15 protein-coding genes, 2 tRNA genes and 1 pseudogene are annotated in these 23,230 nt (G+C 42.6%); 4 read left to right on the top strand and 14 right to left on the bottom strand.

The window, feature by feature from the left end; all coding sequences use genetic code 11:
- Nucleotides 1-22 precede the first annotated feature (22 nt).
- The 7 genes from prfC to pflA all read right to left on the bottom strand — a co-directional run bounded on the left by prfC (nucleotide 23) and on the right by pflA (nucleotide 13,329).
- Nucleotides 23-1,615 carry a peptide chain release factor 3 gene (gene prfC / locus T489_RS0105285; RefSeq protein WP_031579004.1) on the bottom strand — a complete coding sequence of 531 codons (1,593 nt, stop codon included), beginning with the start codon at nucleotides 1,613-1,615 and terminating at the stop codon, nucleotides 23-25.
- A gap of 263 nt (nucleotides 1,616-1,878) precedes the next feature.
- A complete protein-coding gene (gene kdsA, locus T489_RS0105275; protein WP_031579003.1) occupies nucleotides 1,879-2,730 on the bottom strand; it encodes a 3-deoxy-8-phosphooctulonate synthase in 852 nt (283 codons plus the stop codon).
- A gap of 14 nt (nucleotides 2,731-2,744) precedes the next feature.
- Nucleotides 2,745-3,665: a peptide chain release factor N(5)-glutamine methyltransferase gene (gene prmC / locus T489_RS0105270; RefSeq protein ID WP_232218286.1), complete on the bottom strand. Its 921-nt coding sequence runs from the start codon at nucleotides 3,663-3,665 to the stop codon at nucleotides 2,745-2,747.
- 83 nt (nucleotides 3,666-3,748) lie between these two features.
- Nucleotides 3,749-4,840: a peptide chain release factor 1 gene (gene prfA, locus T489_RS0105265; RefSeq protein ID WP_031579001.1), complete on the bottom strand. Its 1,092-nt coding sequence runs from the start codon at nucleotides 4,838-4,840 to the stop codon at nucleotides 3,749-3,751.
- A 420-nt stretch (nucleotides 4,841-5,260) separates the two neighbouring features.
- On the bottom strand, nucleotides 5,261-8,134 hold the full coding sequence (locus T489_RS13490) for an alpha-amylase family glycosyl hydrolase (RefSeq protein ID WP_051621811.1): 2,874 nt from the start codon (nucleotides 8,132-8,134) through the stop codon (nucleotides 5,261-5,263).
- A 492-nt stretch (nucleotides 8,135-8,626) separates the two neighbouring features.
- The gene (locus tag T489_RS0105255; protein WP_051621810.1) at nucleotides 8,627-11,482 is read right to left on the bottom strand and encodes an alpha-amylase family glycosyl hydrolase; all 2,856 of its coding nucleotides are present in this window, start codon (nucleotides 11,480-11,482) and stop codon (nucleotides 8,627-8,629) included.
- A 1,079-nt stretch (nucleotides 11,483-12,561) separates the two neighbouring features.
- Nucleotides 12,562-13,329 carry a pyruvate formate-lyase-activating protein gene (gene pflA / locus T489_RS0105245; RefSeq protein ID WP_051621809.1) on the bottom strand — a complete coding sequence of 256 codons (768 nt, stop codon included), beginning with the start codon at nucleotides 13,327-13,329 and terminating at the stop codon, nucleotides 12,562-12,564.
- Between the two features lie 214 nt (nucleotides 13,330-13,543).
- On the opposite strand from pflA, the gene T489_RS0105240 reads away from it, so the two are divergent.
- Nucleotides 13,544-14,524, top strand: coding sequence for an NAD-dependent epimerase/dehydratase family protein (locus T489_RS0105240; protein ID WP_084155414.1), 981 nt, complete (start codon nucleotides 13,544-13,546; stop codon nucleotides 14,522-14,524).
- A 108-nt stretch (nucleotides 14,525-14,632) separates the two neighbouring features.
- Here the strand turns inward: T489_RS0105240 and pta are convergent, their stop codons facing one another.
- Nucleotides 14,633-16,753 (bottom strand): phosphate acetyltransferase, encoded by a 2,121-nt coding sequence (gene pta, locus T489_RS0105235; protein ID WP_031578996.1) that lies wholly within the window; start codon nucleotides 16,751-16,753, stop codon nucleotides 14,633-14,635.
- 385 nt (nucleotides 16,754-17,138) lie between these two features.
- Here pta and T489_RS14140 point away from each other — a divergent pair, with 385 nt between their 5' ends.
- Nucleotides 17,139-17,633 (top strand): DUF412 family protein, encoded by a 495-nt coding sequence (locus T489_RS14140; protein WP_051621808.1) that lies wholly within the window; start codon nucleotides 17,139-17,141, stop codon nucleotides 17,631-17,633.
- A 93-nt stretch (nucleotides 17,634-17,726) separates the two neighbouring features.
- Here the strand turns inward: T489_RS14140 and tsaA are convergent, their stop codons facing one another.
- From tsaA to T489_RS0105215, 3 genes are all read right to left on the bottom strand, one after another.
- Nucleotides 17,727-18,449, bottom strand: a complete 723-nt coding sequence (tsaA, locus tag T489_RS0105225; protein ID WP_037318825.1) for a tRNA (N6-threonylcarbamoyladenosine(37)-N6)-methyltransferase TrmO — start codon at nucleotides 18,447-18,449, stop codon at nucleotides 17,727-17,729.
- Complete coding sequence (gene rcsF / locus T489_RS0105220; protein ID WP_031578992.1) at nucleotides 18,442-18,831, bottom strand: Rcs stress response system protein RcsF; 390 nt, start codon at nucleotides 18,829-18,831, stop codon at nucleotides 18,442-18,444. The genes tsaA and rcsF overlap by 8 nt, the downstream gene beginning before the upstream one ends.
- Nucleotides 18,832-18,879: 48 nt before the next feature.
- Nucleotides 18,880-18,955 (bottom strand) — tRNA-Ala (locus tag T489_RS0105215).
- A gap of 228 nt (nucleotides 18,956-19,183) precedes the next feature.
- Between T489_RS0105215 and T489_RS0105210 the strand changes: the two genes are divergently transcribed.
- Nucleotides 19,184-19,257 (top strand) — tRNA-Gly (locus T489_RS0105210).
- Nucleotides 19,258-19,516: 259 nt separating this feature from the next.
- Nucleotides 19,517-19,942: pseudogene (gene rfaE2, locus T489_RS0105205) on the top strand (D-glycero-beta-D-manno-heptose 1-phosphate adenylyltransferase); the annotation flags it as partial.
- Nucleotides 19,943-20,059: 117 nt separating this feature from the next.
- Here rfaE2 and T489_RS0105200 read toward each other — a convergent pair.
- The 3 genes from T489_RS0105200 to T489_RS0105190 form a co-directional block, all read right to left on the bottom strand.
- The gene (locus T489_RS0105200; protein WP_031578990.1) at nucleotides 20,060-20,494 is read right to left on the bottom strand and encodes a hypothetical protein; all 435 of its coding nucleotides are present in this window, start codon (nucleotides 20,492-20,494) and stop codon (nucleotides 20,060-20,062) included.
- A gap of 232 nt (nucleotides 20,495-20,726) precedes the next feature.
- Complete coding sequence (locus T489_RS0105195; RefSeq protein WP_031578989.1) at nucleotides 20,727-22,037, bottom strand: TolC family outer membrane protein; 1,311 nt, start codon at nucleotides 22,035-22,037, stop codon at nucleotides 20,727-20,729.
- Nucleotides 22,038-22,268: 231 nt separating this feature from the next.
- The gene (locus tag T489_RS0105190) at nucleotides 22,269-23,171 is read right to left on the bottom strand and encodes a tyrosine-type recombinase/integrase (protein WP_031578988.1); all 903 of its coding nucleotides are present in this window, start codon (nucleotides 23,169-23,171) and stop codon (nucleotides 22,269-22,271) included.
- Nucleotides 23,172-23,230 lie beyond the last annotated feature (59 nt).

Below are 23,230 nucleotides of genomic sequence, written 5' to 3'. Positions count from 1 at the left end.
TTCATTTCACAGTAGTGAATTATTAATGTTCTCTGGTGGTATTGAACTTAATCTTAGGATATCTTTCCATTGTAAGATTAAGATTTACCATATTAGGTGCAATATATGTAAGGTTGTCACCGCCGTCAAGAGCCACATTCTGTGGAACCTTTCTCTGAATTTCCTCAAGAGCTGCAGGATCGTCGCTTTCAATCCAGCGTGCGGTGGTTACGTTAACAGGTTCATATACGGCTTCAACGTTGTATTCGTTTTTAAGTCTTGAAACTACTACATCGAACTGCAGCACACCTACGGCACCAACTATAAGATCGTTGTTGATAAGAGGTCTGAATACCTGAACGGCACCTTCTTCAGAAAGCTGAACAAGACCTTTAAGCAGAGCCTTCTGCTTGAGAGGATCCTTAAGACGGATACGCTTGAACAGTTCAGGAGCGAAGTTAGGGATACCTGTAAACTTAAGGTCTTCCCCCTTGGTAAAGGTATCACCAATCTGAATGGTTCCGTGATTGTGCAGACCGATAATATCGCCTGCATATGCTTCTTCAGCCTGTTCACGATCGCCTGCCATAAAGGTAACCGCATCTGAAATGTTCACATCCTTGCCGATACGTACGTGATGGAGCTTCATACCCTTTTCGTACTTTCCGGATACCAGACGTACGAAAGCGATACGGTCACGATGCTTAGGATCCATGTTGGCCTGAATCTTAAACACAAAGCCGGAAAGATTTTCTTCTGTCGGTTCAACCTGTCTGCTTTCAGCATTTCTGGCAAGCGGTGCAGGAGCCCATGCAGTAAGACCGTTAAGCATATGATCCACGCCGAAGTTACCGAGAGCGGTACCGAAGAATACCGGAGTAAGTTCCCCTTTCAGGAAGGCTTCCTCATCAAATTCAGCGCTGCCAGCCTTTACGAGTTCGATGTTATCCCTGAGGATTGATGCGAGATCCTCTCCAACGGCGGCATCGAGTTCAGGATTATCAAGCCCCTTTACGGTAACAACCTCCTGAATGATATCACCCTGACCTGATTTGTAGAGATAGGTTTCATCCCTGTAGATATGATAAACACCCTTGAAGCTCTTGCCGCATCCGATCGGGAAGGTTATCGGGGCGCAGACGATGGAAAGTTCCTTTTCAACCTCATCCATCAGTTCCAGCGGATCCCTGGTTTCACGGTCCATCTTGTTCATGAAGGTAAGAATCGGAGTATCTCTTAAACGGGTAACTTCCATCAGCTTGCGGGTACGTTCTTCTACACCCTTCGCAGCATCGATAACCATCAGACAGCTGTCCACGGCGGTAAGCACGCGATAGGTATCTTCCGAGAAGTCTTCGTGGCCCGGAGTATCCAGAAGGTTAATCAGACAGTCATTGTACGGGAACTGCATTACTGAGGTAGTTACGGAAATACCACGATCCTTTTCCATCTGCATCCAGTCTGATTTGGCAAAACTGCCGTTTGCACCTCTGCCCTTAACTGTACCGGCACGCTGAATTGCACGACCGTAAAGCAAAACTTTTTCAGTAATGGTTGTCTTACCGGCATCCGGGTGTGAAATAATAGCAAAAGTTCTACGTTTATTTATTTCTTTAAGAAATTCAGCATCAGCCATAATTATCTTACCTAAACACAATATTCGGGAATCTACAAGTCGACCTATATAAAAAAACGGCTTCTTTTGGTATTTCCGGATCTCCAAAAAAAACAAAAGAAACCGCCAATGGATTATATCAAAAAATCTGTTCAGGTCGATCTTTTTTTGGATGACGATTATATGAACATCTTCGAACAGAGATTAAGCATGAACGCATAAAACAGACGGGGGCGGACAACTCCGCCCCCGTCATTTAAAAACAGTATCCGATAACGGAACCATTAATCAATATTGAGCTCATCAAAAGACTTAACCAGCTCATCAATTCTCTTTATCTGGGTAAGGAAAGGTTCCAGCTTATCCAGAGGCAGAGCACTCGGACCGTCGCATTTTGCCTTATCAGGATCAGGATGAGCCTCTAGGAACAGACCGGCAAGCCCTACGGCCATACCTGCTCTGGCAAGTTCAGCCTCCTGCTGACGTCTTCCTCCGGAAGCCGCTCCGCTAGGATCCCGGCACTGCAGTGAATGAGTCACGTCAAAAATCACCGGTGCTCCCTTCGAAGCTTTAATCATCACTCCGAATCCAAGCATGTCAACCACCAGGTTGTCGTAGCCGAAGGTCGCTCCGCGTTCACACAGGATGATATTCTCGTTTCCGGATTCCTCAAATTTTTCCACAATGTTGGAAATCTGAGAAGGACTGATGAACTGCGGCTTCTTGACATTGATAACCTTTCCGCTCTCGGCAAGTGCTCTTACAAGGTCTGTCTGACGGGCAAGAAATGCCGGAAGCTGAAGCACGTCAACGACCTCGGCCAGCGGACCTACCTGATCTATCTCGTGCACATCGGTAATAATCTTTACTCCGAATTCCTTCTTCAGCCGTTCAAAAATGCTGATTCCCTTTTCAAGTCCCAGACCTCTGAATGAATGTATTGATGATCTGTTTGCCTTGTCCCAGCTGGCTTTGAACACGAACGGAATATTCAGTCTGTCGGTAACCTGAACATACTTTTCACAGGCTGTCAGCGCCAGTTCTTCTGATTCCAGAACGTTAATACCACCGAATAACACAAACGGAAGATTATTGGCTACACTGATATCACCAATCTTTACAACCTTGTTTTTCACAGAAGACATTATATTTACTTATCCTTGTAATTAAAGCACCCCAGAGTTACTCTGTCATTGTATCCCAAATCCTTTACCGTCTCAACCTGAGTGAAACCGGCATAATTCATCAGAAGTTTAACGTCTCCGGCCTGCTGATAACCGTGTTCAAGCAGCAGATAACCGTTATTGGCAAGATAGTCACCGGACTTTCTTACTATATTCAGAATATCGTACAGCCCGTTCATCGGAGCCACCAGAGCGGTTCGCGGTTCAAATCTGACATCCCCCTCCTTCAGATGAGGATCATTGTCGGCTATGTACGGAGGATTGGATACTATCAGATGATACTGGTGTCTGGCTTTGATTTTTGAAAACCAGTCACTGTTAATGAGATTAATCGGAAGATTCAGATTGGTGCTGTTGAATTCAGCCACCTTCAGAGCCTCTTCCGAATAGTCCACGGCATCGACAACGGCATCCGGAAGTTCACTTTTGAGCGCCAGGGCAACCGCACCGGTTCCCGTTCCCAGGTCAAGAATTCTCAGTCTCACCCCGGAATCAAATTTAGAAGCGCACAGCAGTGCCTGCTCCACCAGAGTTTCCGTATCCGGCCGCGGTATAAGAGTATGCTCATTCACTTTCAGGTTGAGAGACCAGAATTCTCTTTTCCCCAGAATATGTGCTATAGGACGTCCGGAAAGTCTTTCATTCACAATTTTCTGTATGCTGTCATATTCTTCGTCGGAAATTTCGTACTCAGGATATGTCAGCAGAAAAGTCTTATCCTTTTTCAGGACTTCAGAAACAATAAAATAAGCTTCAATGGAAGAAACTTCCCTGTCATTCAGAAAAGCATTCAGCTTCTGCAGAGCTTCTCTGTAAACTGCTCCAATCTGCATGGTTCCTCCGGGTAAATTATCCGCCCATACCATTAGATTAGCCCCAAAAGGCATAAAAAAGCACCTAAACCGTTGAAAAACTGATGGCAAACTGTGACACCATCATTAAATTCAGGGTTTAAGTGCTGCTTCAGATATTAGTTTTCGTTTGCGAGTTCAGCAAGCATGTTGGCCTGGTGCTCTTCAATAACCGGCATTACCAATGAATCAAGATCCCCGTCCATCACGTCACTTAACTTATACAGAGTCAGGTTGATACGATGATCAGTCACACGCCCCTGAGGATAGTTATAGGTTCTGATACGGTCTGAACGATCACCGGAACTTAAAATGCTCTGTCTCTGTTCTGCCATTTCCTTGGCCTTCTTTTCCTCTTCAAGTCTTGCAAGACGAGAAGCCAGAACCGCAAAAGCCTTGGCCTTGTTCTTATGCTGGGAACGTTCATCCTGACATTCAACCACGAGACCTGACGGGAAGTGGGTAATACGAATGGCGGAATCGGTCTTGTTAATGTGCTGTCCACCGGCGCCTGACGCTCTGAAGGTATCAATTCTGATATCCTTTGGATTGATTTCCGGAGCTTCTGATTCAGGAACTTCAGGGAAAACCATCACGGTACATGCTGATGTATGAACACGCCCCTGTGTTTCGGTTTCAGGAACTCTCTGAACACGGTGACCGCCTGATTCAAACTTCAGAATACCGTAAGCTCCCTGGCCGGAAACCTTAAAGATTATTTCCTTGTAACCGCTGAATTCACCTTCAGAACAGCTCATGATTTCAATGCTCCAGCCCTTCTTTTCAGAATACTTTGAATACAGTCTGAAAAGGTCGCCGGCAAATATTGCGGCTTCATCACCGCCGGTACCTGCTCTGATTTCAACGAAAGCGTTGTTGTCATCCTTAGGATCCTTCGGAAGCAGAAGAATCTGGATATCATGTTCGGTCTTTTCGAGACCGCTTTTGGTTTCTTCAAGTTCAGCTTCAGCCATTTCGCGCATGTCAGGATCGTCGCCATTAATCATGGCGTTGATTTCTTCAAGATCGTCTGAATATGTTTTGTAGCTCTTGAATGCGGCCACAACTGTCTCCAGCTGTGAATATTCCTTGTTCAGTTCTCTGAATCTGTCCTGATCCGCAATTACTTCAGCCTCACCTAATAAGGCCTGAACTTCTTCAAATCTCTCAACTAAAGTCTCAAGCTTGGTAATAATGGATTGCTTAAGCATTGTTAATACCTTAAAAAATTGTTTTAAAAAATAAACTTCAGACAGTCTGTCTGAAATCATCTGTCAATAAATACTGATGCAGGAACGCAATGTACATAACGGCAAACATATCATGCTTTTTACCGCAAGTCCCTGCAGCGACATATCATGCCCGCGGAACGGTCACGATAAACGGAATTTAAAGAATAGCTAATGTCTTAATTTCAGGGAAAAATAATCAACATTAACAATATTGGCAGTAAACATAAAGTTTTCCACAACTAACAGAAAAATCCAACAGAGTGATTCTAACACTTTTTCAGTCGGCTGTTAACAAGATTTGCAGTAACAAGAAAGGCACGATTTTGAATCGTGCCTTTTACGTTCATCAGTGACTACTCTTCACAACCATGCGGGCTGTAAATGAGTTGCAGTCATAGATTACTTGGTAACCCAGATAGATACTGACTGAGCATCAGCCTGAGTATTCTGGGCAACCTCACCGTCATCAATGTGATTGTTGTCTACAACCTTGGTCATGCCCTCAACACCGCTTACCTCTACGGCAGACTTGGTACTGTTGAGAACAACCTTGATATTAGACCAGCTGTCGCCTACGGCTGCACCGTTGATATCAAAGATAACCACGCTGTTAGTACTGTTTTCATCAAGAGTTACGTTATTGAAGATATCATCTGCAGTAGTCATGTGGAATGCAGGATGATTCTTTCTCATCTTAATGAATCCGGCATAAGCGTCAAACAGTTCACCCCATTCTTCGGTAGCCTTCAGATCCCACTTAAAGTCATTTGCACCGGTAGTGGTGTTATAAGTGTTGTGCATATCCTTGCCTGCGGCAGCCTTGGTACGACCGATTTCTTCACCACCGTGGATGAAGGTAATACCCTGGCTCACGGCAATGATGGCATTTGAATAGCCCTGAAGCTTAACCTTTTCAGTCATATCGGTTACACCTGCAGCTTCGATCTTGTCACGTAAGGCAAGATTATCGTGAGCTGTTACGTAAGAAATTGACTGTTCAGGATTTGTGAAGCCCTGTGCGGTCCATACGTCAGTACCGGTTGCGTCTTTATGACGAACGCCGCCGCGAACACCCATGAATACGCATTCCTTGTTGTTGCTCAGCTTCTTGTCATTTTCATCGGTACCGTTGTCGTCCCAGCCGTCATTCAGCTTATCAAAGATAAAGCCGAGAGCTTTACCATCATCACTTGAGCCCTTGAGACAGTTTCTGATTCTGTTGTTGAAGGCGCCTACATGAGCTTCATCTGACTGGAGATGGATTCGACCGGTACGTACCGGAGCATCAACCTGCTTTTCGGCAGCATCGTTATCAGCAGCCCATGGTTCACCGTAAATCAGAAGATTTGCGTCAGGATGAACTCTGTTCAGATATACACCCCAGTCAGAGAAGTCCTGAATTGAGAAAGCACCTACAAGGTCGAGTCTGAAACCGTCAACATGATATTCGTTAACCCAGTAATCCATTGAATCACGGATCATGGTCCATACCATATTGCTGTCGGAGTTTACGGTATTGCCACAACCGGTAACATCGGTCTTGAGATAGTACTTGCCGGTAATATCTTCAAATACAGACTTGTTATAGGTATGGTTATATACCACGTCCATGATTACACGAATACCGTTCTTGTGGAATTCATTAATCATGGTCTTCACTTCCTGAACCTTCTTATTGTACTCATCAGTATTGAATACGGAAGTGTAACGGTCTTCAGGAACATTGTAATTCCATGGATCGTAACCCCAGTTGTAGCACTTGTTGCTCTGAGAATCTACATCGGAACAGGTCTTGTAATCATAGATAGGCTGAAGCTGTACGTGAGTAATGCCCAGTTCCTTCAGATGGTCAATACCTGTAGCAACTCCATTGTACTTGGTTCCGGTCTGAACCATACCGAGATAACGGCCTCTCTTGTCTGCGTCAACGCCGGAAGTTTCATCGATGGTGAAGTCACGTACATGAACTTCATAAACAATGGAATCAACACGATTCTTGAGTTCCGGAGATTCAGCCCAGCCGCCTTCAGGCTCGGTTGCGCTCATGTCCATTACAATGTTTGCGGTATCATTACCGTTTGCAGTCATTTTGCCGTAAGGGTCACGAACTTTCTTACCGCCGATTATAAACTGATAAGTCTTACCTGCAAGATCTCCCTCAACAACAGCCTCAAATACATCTGAGTAACAGTCAATTGATGCAGGCTTCAGATCATATGAAGTACCGTCAACAATAACCTGGTTGCCATCCTTGCTGTCAGGTGACCAGATACGGAATGTGGTCTGGGTAGGTGTATAAATTGCACCGAGAGTATCGTTCTGCTTGTGTAAACGGCAGTCAGTATCCTTAACAACATAAGACTTTTTGATGGTGTATACTGAAACCGCATTATTGAACTTGACGTTAAGCTTAATATTCTTGGTTTCCCCATCAGCAACTTCCACGTTGTCACCGATACTGATAATGGCCCCGTTGGTAAACTCGGCAGCAGTTGCTTCACTGTTAGGAACATCCTTTGTTGTCTTGGCATCGCTGAACCAGTAAGAACCCTTGGTATTTGCATCAACGTCCTTACCCTTTATCAGCAGACCTACTTCGATATGACCGGTAGTATCTTTCTTTCCGGCAATTTCGGTAAATTCGATGGTGGCTCCGTCCTTAAGGATTCCGCCGTCGTATGAAATGTATGATTCGTCTTCTAATTCAATGTCTTCCAAGTCTTTAACATGTACACCGCATTCTGCCGCAGTTACAAACTGAGCATCGGTTTCAGAGGTCATCTTCAGACATGGTTTGTTCTGGGTAAATACGTTACCGTCACCGGTCTGTTTATCTTTGCCGTTATTGTTTACGATAACATTGTAGTTTTCAAGTGATACCAGAGAACCATCATCATTTGCATGGTTATAATAATGAATGGTCTTTGAACAGGCGGAGCCCATGTCATTGGCTGTGAATTCTTCACCCGGCCAGTTGAGTCCATCCACCAAATTTTTACCGGTAGAATCCCACATCCATGATGCGTATTCATCATAGAAGTCTCCCAAAACTATGAGAGTATTCTGATCTACCACACAGGTATCGAGTGCTTCGACCGGATCATAAACAAACACATTACCTGAATCCACCCTGCCGGTATCGGTAGCCCAGTCATCAGTAACTACATCATCGTTACCGCCACCGCCACCGCTGCTGCCACCGCAGGCAGAAAGAGACATAGAGAGAACAGCGCAGGAAACAGCTACGCCAAGCTTATTCTTGTAAAACTTCATAGACACTCTCACATAATTAAGAAACGAAAGAAAAAATTTTTCAGCCGAAGCCAAAAAGAAACAATGCATTAACTATATACGACCCATAATTCCGATATTGTGACAAATAACCTTTTTTGCCAAAAACATACTTATTTTCTTGAAAATGTGAACTATATCTTTGTTTAGATAAACAACATTTAACAATGTCATGTAATAAAATTTTTTTGCATAAAATATCATCTCAAATATATATTATTCTTTTGTTCAAAAAATTTTTATACAATACCTGGTAGAAATATCAATACTTCTGATGTAAAAATGAAAGTGTTTCATCAGTTTGTCACCGCCAAAAATCATGTAATCCTCTGCATAAAAAATATCCTGTCACTTAAAGCAACAGGATATTCATTGTTCGGTTCAGTCAGTTTATACCAAAACAGATTAAACCTACATTATTTAATTATGACTCCTGAAAAGAGCCGAGATATTTAAGAAATCATACATCAGGACCTATTCAGTAACCCAGATAGATACTGACTGACCTGCAGCCTGAGTATTCTGGGCAACCTCACCGTCATCAATGTGATTGTTGTCCACAACCTTGGTCATCCCCTCAACACCGCTTACCTCTACGGCAGACTTGGTACTGTTGAGAACAACCTTGATATTAGACCAACTGTCGCCTACGGCTGCACCGTTGATATCAAAGATAACCACGCTATCGGTACTGTTTTCGTCAAGAGTTACGTTATTGAAGATATCATCTGCGGTAGTCATATGGAATGCAGGATGGCTCTTTCTTAACTTAAAGAAATCGGCGTAGGCCTTGAAAGTTTCATTCCAGCCTTCAGAAGCCTTAAGATCCCACTTATAATCATTGGCTCCGGTGGTGGTGTTATAGGTATTGTGTATATCCTTACCGGCAGCAGCCTTGGTACGACCGATTTCTTCACCTCCGTGAATAAAGGTAATACCCTGGCTCACAGCTATAATGGCGTTTGCATATCCCTGAAGCTTTGTCTTTTCTTCAAGATCTGTAACACCTGCAGCTTCTATCTTGTCGCGCAAGGCAAGATTATCATGTGCGGTCAGATAGGCAATTGACTGTTCCGGACTTGTGAAGCCCTGAGCTGTCCAGACATCAGTACCTGTTGCATCCGCATGACGCATACCGCCGCGAACCCCCATGAACACGCATTTCTTATTGCTGTCCAGAGCATTGTCGTTTTCATCGGTACCATTGCTGTCCCAGCCGTCATTCAGCTTATCAAAGATAAAGCCGAGAGCTTTTCCGTCATCACTTGAGCCTTTAAGACAGTTTCTGATTCTATTGTTGAAGGCTCCGACATGAGCTTCAGCAGACTGCATATGCATTCTGCCGGTACGTACCGGATTGTCTACGAGCTTTTCAGACATATCACTGTCAGCCGGCCACGGTTCACCGTAAACCAGAAGATTTGCATCAGGATGAACCCTGTTCAGATATTCACCCCAGTCTGAGAAATCCTTGATTGAGAATGCACCGACAAGGTCCATTCTGAAACCGTCAACATGATATTCGTTAACCCAGTAATCCATTGAATCACGAATCATGGTCCATACCATGTTATTATTGCCGTTTAAGGTATTGCCGCATCCTACCAGGTCAGCCTTAAGATAATACTTACCGGTAATATCTTCAAAAACCGACTTGTTAAGGGTATGGTTGTACACGACGTCCATGACTACTCGAATACCGTTCTTATGGAATTCATTGATCATGGTCTTTACTTCCTGAATCTTCTTGTTGTAGTCATCAGTACCGAATGCTGATGAATAACGATCTTCAGGAACATTGTAGTTCCATGGATCATAGCCCCAGTTGTAGCAACTTGAATCCTGAGAACCTACGTTTGAACAGGTACCGTAGTCAAAAATAGGCTGGAACTGAACATGAGTAATTCCCAGTTCCTTCAGATGATCGATACCTGTAGCAACTCCATTGTACTTGGTTCCTGTCTGAACCATACCGAGGTAACGGCCTCTCTTGTCTGCATCAACTCCGGAAGTTTCATCGATGGTGAAGTCACGTACATGAACTTCATAAACAATGGAATCAACACGATTCTTAAGTTCAGGAGATTCAACCCAGCCGCCTTCAGGTTCGGTTGCGCTCATGTCCATTACAATGTTTGCGGTATCATTACCGTTTGCAGTCATTTTGCCGTAAGGGTCACGAACTTTCTTACCGCCGATTGTAAACTGATAAGTCTTACCTGCAAGATCTCCGTCAACGGCTACTTCATATACATCTGAGTAGCAGTCAATTGCAGCAGGCTTCAGATCATAGGTAGTACCGTCGACATTAACCCTGACGTCCTTGCTGTCAGGAGACCAGATACGGAATATAGTACTGTCCTGAGCATAAATTGCTCCCAGAGTATTATCCTGCTTGTTTAAGCGACATGCCGGATCCTTAACCACATAAGACTTACTGATGGTATATACGGAAACAGCGTCATTAAACTTAACATTAAGCTGAACACTCTTGGTTTCACCGTCGGCAACAGCTACATTGTCACCTATACTGATAATGGTACCGTTGATAAACTCAGCCGCATTTGCTTCGCTGTCAGGAACATCCTTGATTGTCTTGGCATTGCTGAACCAGTATGACCCCCTGGTATTTTCATCAACATCCTTCCCCTTTACCAGCAGACCTACTTCAACATGACCGGTCTCACTTCTTCCGGCAATTTCGGTAAATTCGATGGTAGCTCCATCCTTAAGGATTCCGCCGTCATACGAAATATAGGATTCGTCTTCAATTTCAACGTCTTCCATGCCGTCAATATGAACACCGCATTCTGCCGCAGTCACAAACTGAGCCTCGGATTCAGAAGTCATCTTCAGACAAGGTTTGTCCTGAGTAAATACGTTACCGTCACCTGTCTGCTTGCCTTCCCCGTTGTTACTTACGATAACACTGTAATTTTCAAGTGACGCCAGAGAGCCGTCATCATTTTCATGATTGTAGTAATGAATGGTATTTGTACAGGCATTTCCCATGTCATTGGCTGTAAATTCTTCACCGGGCCAGCTGATTCCATCCACCAGATTACCTTTAGAATTCCACAACCATGCAGTATACTTATCGTAAAAATCTCCCATAACAACGAGAGTATCCTGGGCAACCACACAGCTTTCAGGAATCTCAACCGGATCATAAACAAACACATTACCTGAATCCACTCTGCCGGTATCAGTAGCCCAGTTATCGGAAAAGACGTTATTGCCTCCTTCACTACTGCCGCCGCAGGCTGAAAGAGATAAGGAAAGAACGGCGCAGGAAACTGCCACGCCTAGCTTATTCTTATTAAATTTCATATAAACTCACACATAGTTAAGAAAAAATATTGACTATAGTCAAAGAGACAAAAAAACGTTTTCGGTCTACTATATAGAACTTGTCATATCGTAATTGTGATAAATATCACTTTTTCTAAAAACATGACAGTTTTCTCATAAATGTGAGCTTTATCTCACTCAAAAGACAACATTTTATAATATATAGTTGCACGAACCCACTGTTCAAAACATAATCACAAATACATAGTATTCTTATTAAAGAATTTCAAAAAACAGTGACACCATAAAAAAAGCCCTCATTTTCTGAGGGCTTTTGAATGTTATTAGGATATTTGTTTTACAATACTTGATTAGAAGTTTGAGTAACCCTCGTTCTTCACATAGCTGAAATTGTAAGCCTTGGTAAATGGAGGTAAACTGCTCTTCTTAACTACTTTTAATAACTTCTTCATTTTGTTTCTTCTCTTCTTTTTCTTCTAATATGTATATGGTTTTTATCACGCCTTCCCAACTTTAATCTTAACCACCCGGGAGGCCGAAAGTCATGTGTTTAATATTTTTTACTTAACGTAGCTGAAATTGTACTGACGGGTAACTGGAGCTATAACCATTACGTCGTTCTTTGCTACAAACATATTTCTTAACATTTTCATTGCCGCACTCCTTATCAAAGTCGCATGAACCAATCTCTTGTTTTTTTCTTAATCAATGTGATTTACTTAACACTTGTAATGATACAACATATTTTAATTGTTTCAAGTTTTTTTGAAATTATTTTACCTTTTTATGTAATGAAAACTTTTTCATATTAGAGAAAACGATTTCTAAACAATCATATTTATTTCAAACTCCCTGATTTTTGAGATTTACATCATTTTTTAACCTGCTTTTTATCATTTTTAAAGAAAACCACATACATAAAACATGTAATTTTCTTTCATATCACGTGAAAATTTTTAATATTTTTCACTGTAAAAAAGTGTCATGGTTAAAATTTCAGCATTTTATGATTTTTTATCAAATTCCGACGCGCACACACAAAAAAAAAGAAGACGTTTTTACGTCTTCTTCATGACAGTCTGTATCTGAAGTCAAAACTAATACACTTCCTTATGATATTCCTTAAGAATATCCTTCAGTCGTTTCATGTCTTCGGCTTTCGGCGGATGAATATCATTCAGTTTATAAGGATCGTTGAAAAATGCCCATTTGTGCTTTCCCATCTCATGATACGGGAGAAGTTCCACTCGTTCCACGGCATCACCGAGTTCTTTTACAAACTCCCCCATTCTGCGGGCGTTGTCCTCAGAATCGGTATAAGTCGGAACGACCACTAGTCTTATCCACATTTTTTTGTTATGAGCGGCCAGGTATCTTGCAAAAGCCAGGGTATCACTGTTTGAACGACCGGTTATTTCCCTGTGCAGATCATCATCCATGCATTTAAGATCCAGCAGAAAGGTATCTGTTTCATTAATAAGGTTTTCAATATCCTTATTGTAATTGCGTATACCGCCGTTGGTGTCAAGACATGTATTGAAACCTGCGGCATGAACCTGTCGGAACAGTTCCGCCACAAACTTTGCCTGCATGGATGCCTCTCCTCCGGATGCTGTAACACCGCCCCCGCTTGCTCTGAAAAAAGGAGCATAGGTAACTATTTCATCCATCAGCTTTTTGACGGTAACCTCTTCTCCGCCTTTAAAATCCCAGGTATCTCGGTTGTGACAGTATATACATTTAAACTGACATCCCTGAAAAAACACGATGTAACGGATTCCCGGACCATCAACAGCCCCTCCCGTTTCAATTGAATGAATTCTGGCCGTAAGATCAGAACCATTCACATTATCTACTGTTGACATTTACCACTCCTTCACAGTTACAAAAATACCATCTGATATAATGACATTACAAATGTCTGCCATATATCCGTAACACCGGCTTTTATAATAACAACAGCAGAACTATTTTTAAAGTCGCATCGTTTCATTATCAGCGAATCGTAGCATAACGGCACATGGTTGCGATGCTATCCGTGACTTTGTTTTTTCTAATTCAATCAAAGCGGAACAACTCATGAATTATTATTTGATTACCGGAGCCTCTGGAATGATAGCCGGAGGCTTTATTCAGAAAACAGTAAGTGAACATCAGTACATAGGACTCATACTGTTAACAAGAGACAGAGAACACACCACATTCCGTTATCAGAAACTACTGGATGCTTCTCACACTCCAATAAAAATCATTACCGAACTGACAGAACTGACTGCTGAAGAAGCCTCTTCAATTACAGCGGTAATCAATCTGGCAGGCTCGCCCATCAGCAGCGGAGGTCTGGTCAACACATCAAAATTCAAGGATATTCACGATTCAAGAATTTGCTTTACCGAAAAATTAATCAGCGATCTCAAAGAAAAGAATGTCAGACCAGAGGTGTTTATCTCCGCCTCAGCCATGGCCATAAACTCTGACCACAAAACTCCTTTTACCGAAGACGAAGCTGAAAACACAGCCGGAAACAAAATCGCTGAACTCTGTCAGGAGTGGGAAAAAACGGCACTGAAGGCTCAGGATGAATTAGGAACCAGAGTCGTTACAATGAGACTCGGCAATGTTGTTGACGTCACCGGAGGCATGCTTCTCAGAATTCTGCCGTTCCTTCAGAAAGGTTACATACCTTCTTTCGGAGACGGAGAACAGATCATTCCATGGATTACTCTGTATGATGTAACCAGAGTCATCTCTCATCTGATAAAGCATAAGAACGTGAGCGGTCCGGTACATGTATGCACCTCAAACCATACAGGCCAGATGAATATGTTCAAAGAACTGGCCGCCATAACAGAAAACACGACTTTTAGGCTTCTGCGTCTTCCTGTATTCCTTGTAAAATTTTCACAGAAGGAAGCAGCGTATTCACTTATAACATCAGTGCCGGCACTTCCGTCAAAACTGGAAAAGTCAGGCTTCAGATTCAGATACAACAGTATTTCGGAATATGTCAAGACTGTAAAACAGCTGATGTCATCGGTTAATCAGGCTCCTAAAAAGTGATAATTTTATCGGTTCTGTCGCCATGCAGTACCGTAGCTTTCACGAAAAAGGCTTTATCCCCGAAGGGATAAAGCCTTTAATTTCATATGTTATTCAGAAAAAACTGAATTACTTGTTCTGCTGAGCCTGAATTGCAGTGATTGCAATGGTATAAACGATATCGTCAACCAGAGCACCGCGTGACAGATCGTTAACAGGCTTCTTCATACCCTGAAGCATTGGTCCGATTGAAACCAGCTTGGCTGAACGCTGTACAGCCTTGTAGGCGATGTTACCGGTGTTCAGGTCAGGGAAGATAAATACGGTAGCCTTACCGGCAACTGGTGAATTTGGAGCCTTTGAGGCGGCAACGTCAGCCATAATTGCAGCATCGTACTGTAACGGACCGTCAATTACGAGATCCGGACGCTTTTCCTTGGCAAGAGCAGTAGCTGTACGAACCTTTTCAACATCTTCACCCTTACCGGAGGTACCGGTTGAATATGAAAGCATTGCAACGCGTGGTTCAATACCGAAAGCCTTGGCTGTATCAGATGACTGAATGGCAATTTCAGCAAGCTGTTCAGCTGTAGGATCCGGATTGATTGCACAGTCGCCGTATACCAGAACCTGATCAGGGAGCAGCATGAAGAACACTGATGAAACCAGTGATGAACCTGGAGCGGTCTTAATAATCTGAAGAGGTGGTCTGATGGTATTTGCAGTAGTATGAACAGCACCTGATACCAGACCGTCAACTTCATTTCTTTCAATCATCATGGTACCGAGAACAACATTGTCTTCGAGCTGTTCACGTGCAGCTTCAGGAGTAAGACCTTTGTTCTTACGGAGTTCAACTAGACGATCAACATAGTTTTCACGTGAAGCAACAGGATCAATAATTTCCACACCTTCACCGAGAACAACGCCCTGCTGTGCGGCAACGCGCTGAATTTCTTCAGGATTACCGAGAAGAACAGGGGTAGCAATACCTCTTGCGGCACAGATTGCGGCAGCCTTAACGGTACGTGGTTCATTACCTTCAGGAAGAACAATTCTCTTTCTTTCTGATCTTGCGCGTTCAGTAAGCTTGTAACGGAATGCTGCAGGACTTAACAGTCTTACGTGTGCACTCTGTTCAGACTGGCTTTCAAGCCATGCCTTGTCAATGAAGCCGGCAACATAATCAGCAATCATGTTAATTCTTTCTGCATCATCTGCAGGAATTTCGGTATTGAAATGCTGTAAATCGATAGCAGTCTGCCAGGTATGATCTTCGGTCTGAAGAATTGGTAAACCGGTAGCAAAAGCCTGTTCACAGAGCTTCTGAACTCTTTCATCAAGATTGTAACCGCCGGTCAGAAGAAGAGCACCGATCTTGGTACCGTTCATTGCTGCAAGAGCGATTGAAATGATGATGTCTGATCTGTCACCTGAAGTTACAAGTAAAGAACCTGGCTTGATGTAGTCAACCATGTTCTGAACGTCACGGGCACAGAATACTACTTCTGATAAACGGCGGGTAGCAAGTTCACCTTCATTTAACACCTTGCACTGAAGGTATGCAGCCAGATCACTTGCACGGGCGGCATTAAGAGTAGGATTCCAAGGTATTGAAGCTAAAACCTTGGCAACACCGTCAAGATTGAGATCCTTTAAATCACCTGATGGCTTACCGACTTCAAGCTGGGTAGGAACCCCCTGAGAATCAACACTTGCTCCAACTTTGTTGATGATGCAGCCAAGCACTCTGTTCTGAGCACCGTTAGCATAGGTATTTACAGCCAGTTCAAGTCTTTCACGGATTTCCTGAGAACCGCCGTTGCCAGGCTGGGTTACAAATACGATGTCAGCATCAATACCGCTGGCAATCTGCTTGTTTACTCTGTTTGCAAAAGGATGCTTTTCAACAGGGACAAGACCTTCAACGATAACCACGTCAGCACCGCTTGAAGCAACATGGTTTTCAAAATTAGCAATAATTTCCTCAAGTAAAGTTGAATCATCACCTGAACTCAGTAAAGCTTCCATACGAGAAACTTCTATTGGTTCAGGAAGGTCAAAATCCGTGCCTGCCTTGATAACAGCTGTACTTGCTTCAGGTCCGATATAAGATGGTTTAGGCTGAGCAACAGGCTTGAAAAAACTAACCTTTACACCTTCTCTAGCAAAAGCTCTAACAAGACCTAAACTGATTGAGGTTACACCCACGCCAGTTCCAATGGGTATAAGCATTATAGTATGTGCCACTTGAGGAATCCCCTTTCTACTTGTAGTAGATTTTTATCAGCAAAAAAACAAACCGCTTGGTTAACGGTTTTCCGAGTCAACATTCCACCCAGACTTACCGGTGGAACTACTGTTATTTATCAGAGATCTGATAGCGATCAGTGACAAAAATAATTATCTGATATTTTACTCTCTGAATATCAATCTAGCAAATTACAATCACACTGAATAATCATTTTTCCACCAAAATCACTAACACATACCTCTCATTAAAAAACAACTGACAGGTTTTACGCTTCAGCAGGAACAATGTCCGCAAATAATTTACTTAAACGAAGATTTTCACATACAATAGCGGATATCATAAATTTATCAAATCCGTTCAGTTTTCCTGTCAGGATCTTATTTGATTATTCTTGGAAAGCAGGCGGTGTTTACCGGGTTGGAATTGTTTATGGGGATACTGCAGCTTCTGCGCTCCGGAAAGGAATACGAAAAAGTCTGGCCGGACAGAAAAATACTCAACAACGTATTCAGAGAAGGTCTTGTAATCAGCATTATCAGGAACTCTTCGGAAATTCTTCCGTATGTGCTTGCCGTTTCCATAATATGGGCATACTACAGCGGACACATTCTTTCCGACACCTTCAGATATATTCCCTGGATAGGATTCTTTATCATTCTGGCAAACTACATACTCATTCCTCTTACCGGATACAGATGGCTTGGCAAAAGAGCTGAACGACAGCTTACCGGAAAGACACTTGTCTGGTACAGGGAAATATGTGAACAGCTGGAAATAACCGCAGAACTTCAACCTACGGGATTGAGTCTTGCCAAAGTTCTGAAGCGAGCTTCGACAGACGACTCCACTTTCAAAAAAATCACTGAAAAAATGTAACAGGCCGTCTGAGCCGCAGGGGAGCTTGTCAGAAGGAAGTACCGTGTCAATTAAAATATTCCACGGCAAAACAGCAGATTTTTTCTGCCGCATTCATGAGCATGCTTTTTCCAGGTACCTGACCGTAAAGCCTGATTCGGATGCCTGCCATTTAACGTCATAACCGCACAGTCCGACACCGTACAATCTTTCATCCGAATGTCTTGATTTATACGCAGGTCGGGGATCCTGAGCCAGAACCTCTTCTATAAGTTCTCTGAAATCAGGTATGCCTGTTTCCGCAATCTGTTTCAGCGCCTCTTCCGAAAAGGACACCTGATGTATTACCGGAGCCTCTCTCGCAAATCCGCTGACGGCTGACGGGATTGAATCAACAAACTCAATATACGGTTTAACGTCGATTATCGGAGTGCCGTTAACCATATCTGCTCCCGCTACGATGAGCGATACCTTACCGTGATTTCTGTTCACTCTGAGAAGTTTCACCACGGACAGACCGAGTCTGTTAGGTCTGAACGGAGAACGGGTTGCAAAAACACCTTTGTATTCATTTCCCCCGAGTCTCGGCGGTCTGACAGTCGGTCTGAATGAATCGTCTTCATTTATTCTGTCAAACAGAAAACTTATCCACAGATGTGAAAAGTCATCAATCCCCTTAAACGCCTCTTCAGCGTCATAAGGCGGATGGAAGTGAATTTCAAAATGACCGTGACTAATCAGTGAGCTCTGTCTCGGCACTGCAAACTTTTCATCAAAAGGAGTTTCGATATAGCCTATGGATCTGACCGTAACTTCTTCCGACTTAAGGTTATTCATGCTTTTCTTCATCCTCTTTCACAAGAACGACACGTGCGTAGCATGAAACACTGCGTACACAGGCAGGAGTATCCTCAAGAGTTATACAGGTACTGTAAACCAGACCGTTACCGCCTCTTTTAAGGGCCTGAACCCTAGCATCCGAACGGGCTTCCTTCTCTGTAGGTTCAGGATCCGTTTCCCTAATCTGACAGGAAAGACCTTCCACGGTCCCCATATCCTCGTAATTAAGTTCCTGAAGCTCGTTTTTGTCGTATATTTTTACTTTTGAAATTTCAAAATAAGAAATAATGTTGTCAGGATCCAGGTTGGACTCAAATGAAAAAGACGAACATCCTGATACAATAAAAAAAGGAATTAGAAATAGACTCTTTCTTAACATGGATTTGTTGTTGAATAATTCAGAAAATTTTTGAAAGTCTAAAAGACTTGGTGGAGCTACGCGGGATCGAACCGCGGACCTCTTGCATGCCATGCAAGCGCTCTCCCAACTGAGCTATAACCCCAAGGAACGGGTGTTATTTTATAGGTGGACCTGCACATTGTCAAATATTTTTTTCAAAAACAGTTTATTTTGTATTTTTTATAACCAACAGATTATTCAAAACCGGTCAGACACTGCTGCAGCAATGTTTTCTGCCTATAATTTAGCCAAATAAAAACACTATATCAGAACAGCCAAAATTATAGTTTGCAATTGAATTTAAAACTAATTACAATTGTCTCTGTTCAATGCGGGCGTAATTCAATGGTAGAATGAAAGCTTCCCAAGCTTTACACGCGGGTTCGATTCCCGTCGCCCGCTCCAAATCATCCAAGTCTCAGTTACCTGTGCATTTTCAGTTTCAGCACTCCTCTGATAAATTACCTCAATATTCTTATACCATATGCCAAAACTCTTATTTTTGTGGTAATTTACTTTATTGTTGAATATTTCCGTGTAAACTTACACAGGTATTTTAGTTTTTAATCAAGAATCCTTCAGGGACACAAATATGAATAAAGCCTCTATCGAAAGAGATCACGAGATCTTAACAGCGGAAGAACTCATTTCCTTAAGAAACAAAGCCAAACAGCAGGGATTAAAGGTGGTAATGACCAACGGCTGTTTTGATATTCTGCATTCAGGACATGTCAGCTACCTGAAAGAAGCCAAGGAACTCGGGGACATTCTTATTGTGGCAGTAAATACCGATGCGTCAGTATCAAGACTTAAAGGTCCTACCCGCCCTATCAACAACACTCAGGAAAGAATGACAATTCTTTCTGCACTGCATGCCGTCGACTGGGTGGTACCTTTCGACGAAGATACCCCAAGAGAACTTATTGCAAGGGTACTGCCTGACATACTTGTTAAGGGGGGCGACTATAAACCAGAGGACATTGCCGGTTATCATGAAGTTAAAGCCAACGGCGGTGAGGTCAGAATTCTCTGCTTTAAAAACGGCTGTTCAACAACCAACGTAATAAAGAAAATAAAATCACTCGCCTAGGATTTTACTCGAAATCATGGCACGAATAACTTTTCGTGCCTTCAGTTCATCATAAGAAACGCAAAAAGGCATGGCTCCAGAGAGTCATGCCTTTATTTAACCGAGGATATCAGGAAACTACCAGTCCTTTGAAACCCTGTCAAGCATCACATATAAAGCCTGAGCAAGTGAATCTTCTCCGAAAAAATTTCTTATAGCCGGAAAATCTTCAACTGTAGCGGCGATATACTGTTTTTCTTCATTATCAATAAGAGTCATGCGCTGGCATACAAACTTATCGTTTCTGGTCTTGAACAGTTTAAGATAACCTAAACGACGATCATCCTTATTATGACGTTCTTCAACGTTACAAATCTGCCATCCCTTAAAGGTTATATCGATTTTGCCGTCACGTTTAACAACTTCATCGGCTGGCAAATCAGAAAGTTTCTTGCATAAATCAGGGCGTTCTTTTATAAGGGCGTTTCTATGGTCTTCTTCAGTAACCTTTCCAAGGCCACTGGAAGAGTCAGACGCTCCTTCCTTACCTAAAATTTTATCAAAAAAACCCATTTCTATAATCCTCCCCCGACATCCTTATTTTACTGTTTTCCCATCTAAAACGGATACTAACAGCTGAGTACTAGGAAGCCTCATGATACTCTCTAAGTGCATCATCTGCACATAATACTAATTCTTCTCTAAATAATATAACATTTTTTGCTTGAATGTACTCAGATAAAGTTCAAACATCAAATGATTTTGCTATCTAAATAATGTTTTAGCTTCCTTTTTAAACAACAGCCTACTTTATCAGTCCAGAGTTTATGGCTTTTATATCTTCTTCTGACAGCAGTCCTGAAGTATATCTGAGATTCAGCCAGCTGAGAATATAGGTATAACGTGCACTTGCAAGATTACTCTTGGCATTGTACAGATTTTCAGTAGCATCAAGAACGTCCACAATTGTTCTGGTACCCACGTCATAACCGGCTTCAGTCGCATCAAGCGCACTCTGAGCAGAAACCACGGTCTGTGTATAAGCATTAACGGTTCCGATTGAGGCGTTTATGTTGTTGTACTGGTTATACAGTGAAGTCTGCACAGTACGATGAGTGTTTTCCAGACTTTCACTGGCAGCCACATAATTGAGTTTAGCCTGTTCAACCGCACTGGAAACCGCACCGCCGCTGTACAGAGGCATGTTGAAAGACAACCCAACAATACCGCTGTTTGTAGTACCGTCTTCCTTACCGATGGTATTTTCCTTGTAATCGGTATATTCGGATCCGAGCTGGCCATACAGATCAAGAGTAGGTTCGTGTCCTGTCTGAGCCAGGCTGATCTGATCCTTGGCTATTTCCTTTTCAATCATCTTAGCCTGAAGACTTATATTGTTTTCTTCAGCTGTTTTCAGCCATGATGAAGAATTACCGGTGACACCTGGTGTTGAAAATCTGTTTACGTCCAGCTTTGAAAGATTCTTGTGTTCCATTCCGGTAAGCTGACGCAGATTTTCATATTTGTTGGCAAGATCATTTTCAGCAATAATTACCTGAGCTGTTGCAAGGTCATACGCTGCTTTTGCTTCCTGAACATCGGTATTAGCAATCAGCCCCACGGAGAACTTCTGATTTGATTCATCATAATGACGCTTCAGAGCATCGCGATCGGCTTTTTTGAATTCAAGAATATCCTGAGCTTCAAGCACTCCGAAATAAGCGCTTGCGGTTCTGATTATCAGTCCCTGCATTGCATCGTTGTACGAAAGATCCATTGCGGTAGCTCTCTTCTGAGCAATGGAACTGTTGATGTGATTTGAATGACGCCAGATAGCCTGCTGAAGAGAAACGTTACCTCCGGCCACGAAAGCTGTGCCTGCATCATTCTTATTGGTTTTCACGTAATGTGCGTCACCGGAAAGATTGATCTGCGGCAGCATTGCGGCATCAACTTCGTTAATGGCTTCACGTGTAGCATCTCTCTGAGCCTTAACCTGAAGAACAACCGGATCTTTAGCCAAAGCCAAACCATATATGTCCAAAAGATCGTCTGCATAAACAGCACCGGATAATGTTGAAGCTAAAACTGCAGACCACACTAATGATAATCGCATGACTTCCCCCTAAAAATCTACAAATAGTCTTCTGCTATTATACTAAAACTCAAAATTGATAACATGATTTTATGATGCCACTTTTGGAACATTTGTAGGCAAAAACACATATTTTTTCCATAATTCGCATACGCGTAAAGTGGCCATAACACATATATTTATGTTAATTATACATACATGTATGTTAATTTTGGAAAAAATTTTTCAAATTAAGAAATAAGATGCCGTTTTTCATGAGCGGGGATGGGTTTTCTCATAAATCTTATGCATACGGCTTTTTGCCACGTGAGTATAGATCTCAGTGGTAGTCATTGATGAATGCCCCAAAAGCTCCTGTATTGATTTCAGATCCGCTCCATTGTCGAGAAGTTCCGTGGCAAACGCATGTCTTAAAGTATGAGCCGACACGTTTCTGACTATTCCGACTTTTTTTATCAGGGATTTTATGTGGAGAAACAGGTACTGTCGTGTAAACACCTTCCCTGTTTTAGGATTTACAAAAATCAGAGCCCCCTTGTACTCCGGAATCTTCCCCTCAGACATAAGCTCCTTCATCTTGGCGGTATAAAGATTAAGAACCCTTATCTGTTCATCCGATACCGGTACCTGACGTTCCTTGCTGCCCTTTCCTCTGATTTTCAGAAACTGACTTTCAAAATTTATCATGTCATACGACAGGTTCATGACTTCACTTGATCGCAGACCGGAACCGTATATGAACAGAAGAAGACATTTGTCTCTGAGTGCATCAAGAGAATCCTCACTCAGGGCATGCAACATCCTCATCACTTCCTGATGAGACACCACTTTAGGTATTCTCTGTCCAAGTTTTGGTGTTGAAACATTTTCGAGAGGATTATCCTTTCTGATGCCTTCAACACGAAGAAATTTCATGAATGAACGAAGGGCGTTTATCGATATTACCGTTGTATTCTCCTTCTGTCTGAGCTCATCAACGGTATATGCCAGAAATGCTTCAAAATCATCAACGGAAAAATCAGTGTATGAAGTGTTTCTTCCTGAGAGGAATACAAGAAATTTCCTGACCTGATACAGATAGGTACTCAGAGTTGCCTCGGAGAGACCGAGCTCCCCCCTGATATACGACTCGTACAGACTGAGAACCTTATCCATTCAGACCATTCCTTATTATTCAAACACTGCTGAGTACCGGCCGATAATTCCGACTATGA

The sequence above is a fragment of the Ruminobacter sp. RM87 genome, from assembly GCF_000701925.1.
In the GTDB taxonomy this organism is placed as follows: Bacteria; Pseudomonadota; Gammaproteobacteria; order Enterobacterales; family Succinivibrionaceae; genus Ruminobacter; species Ruminobacter amylophilus.
This window is presented reverse-complemented; position numbering and strand designations above follow the sequence as displayed.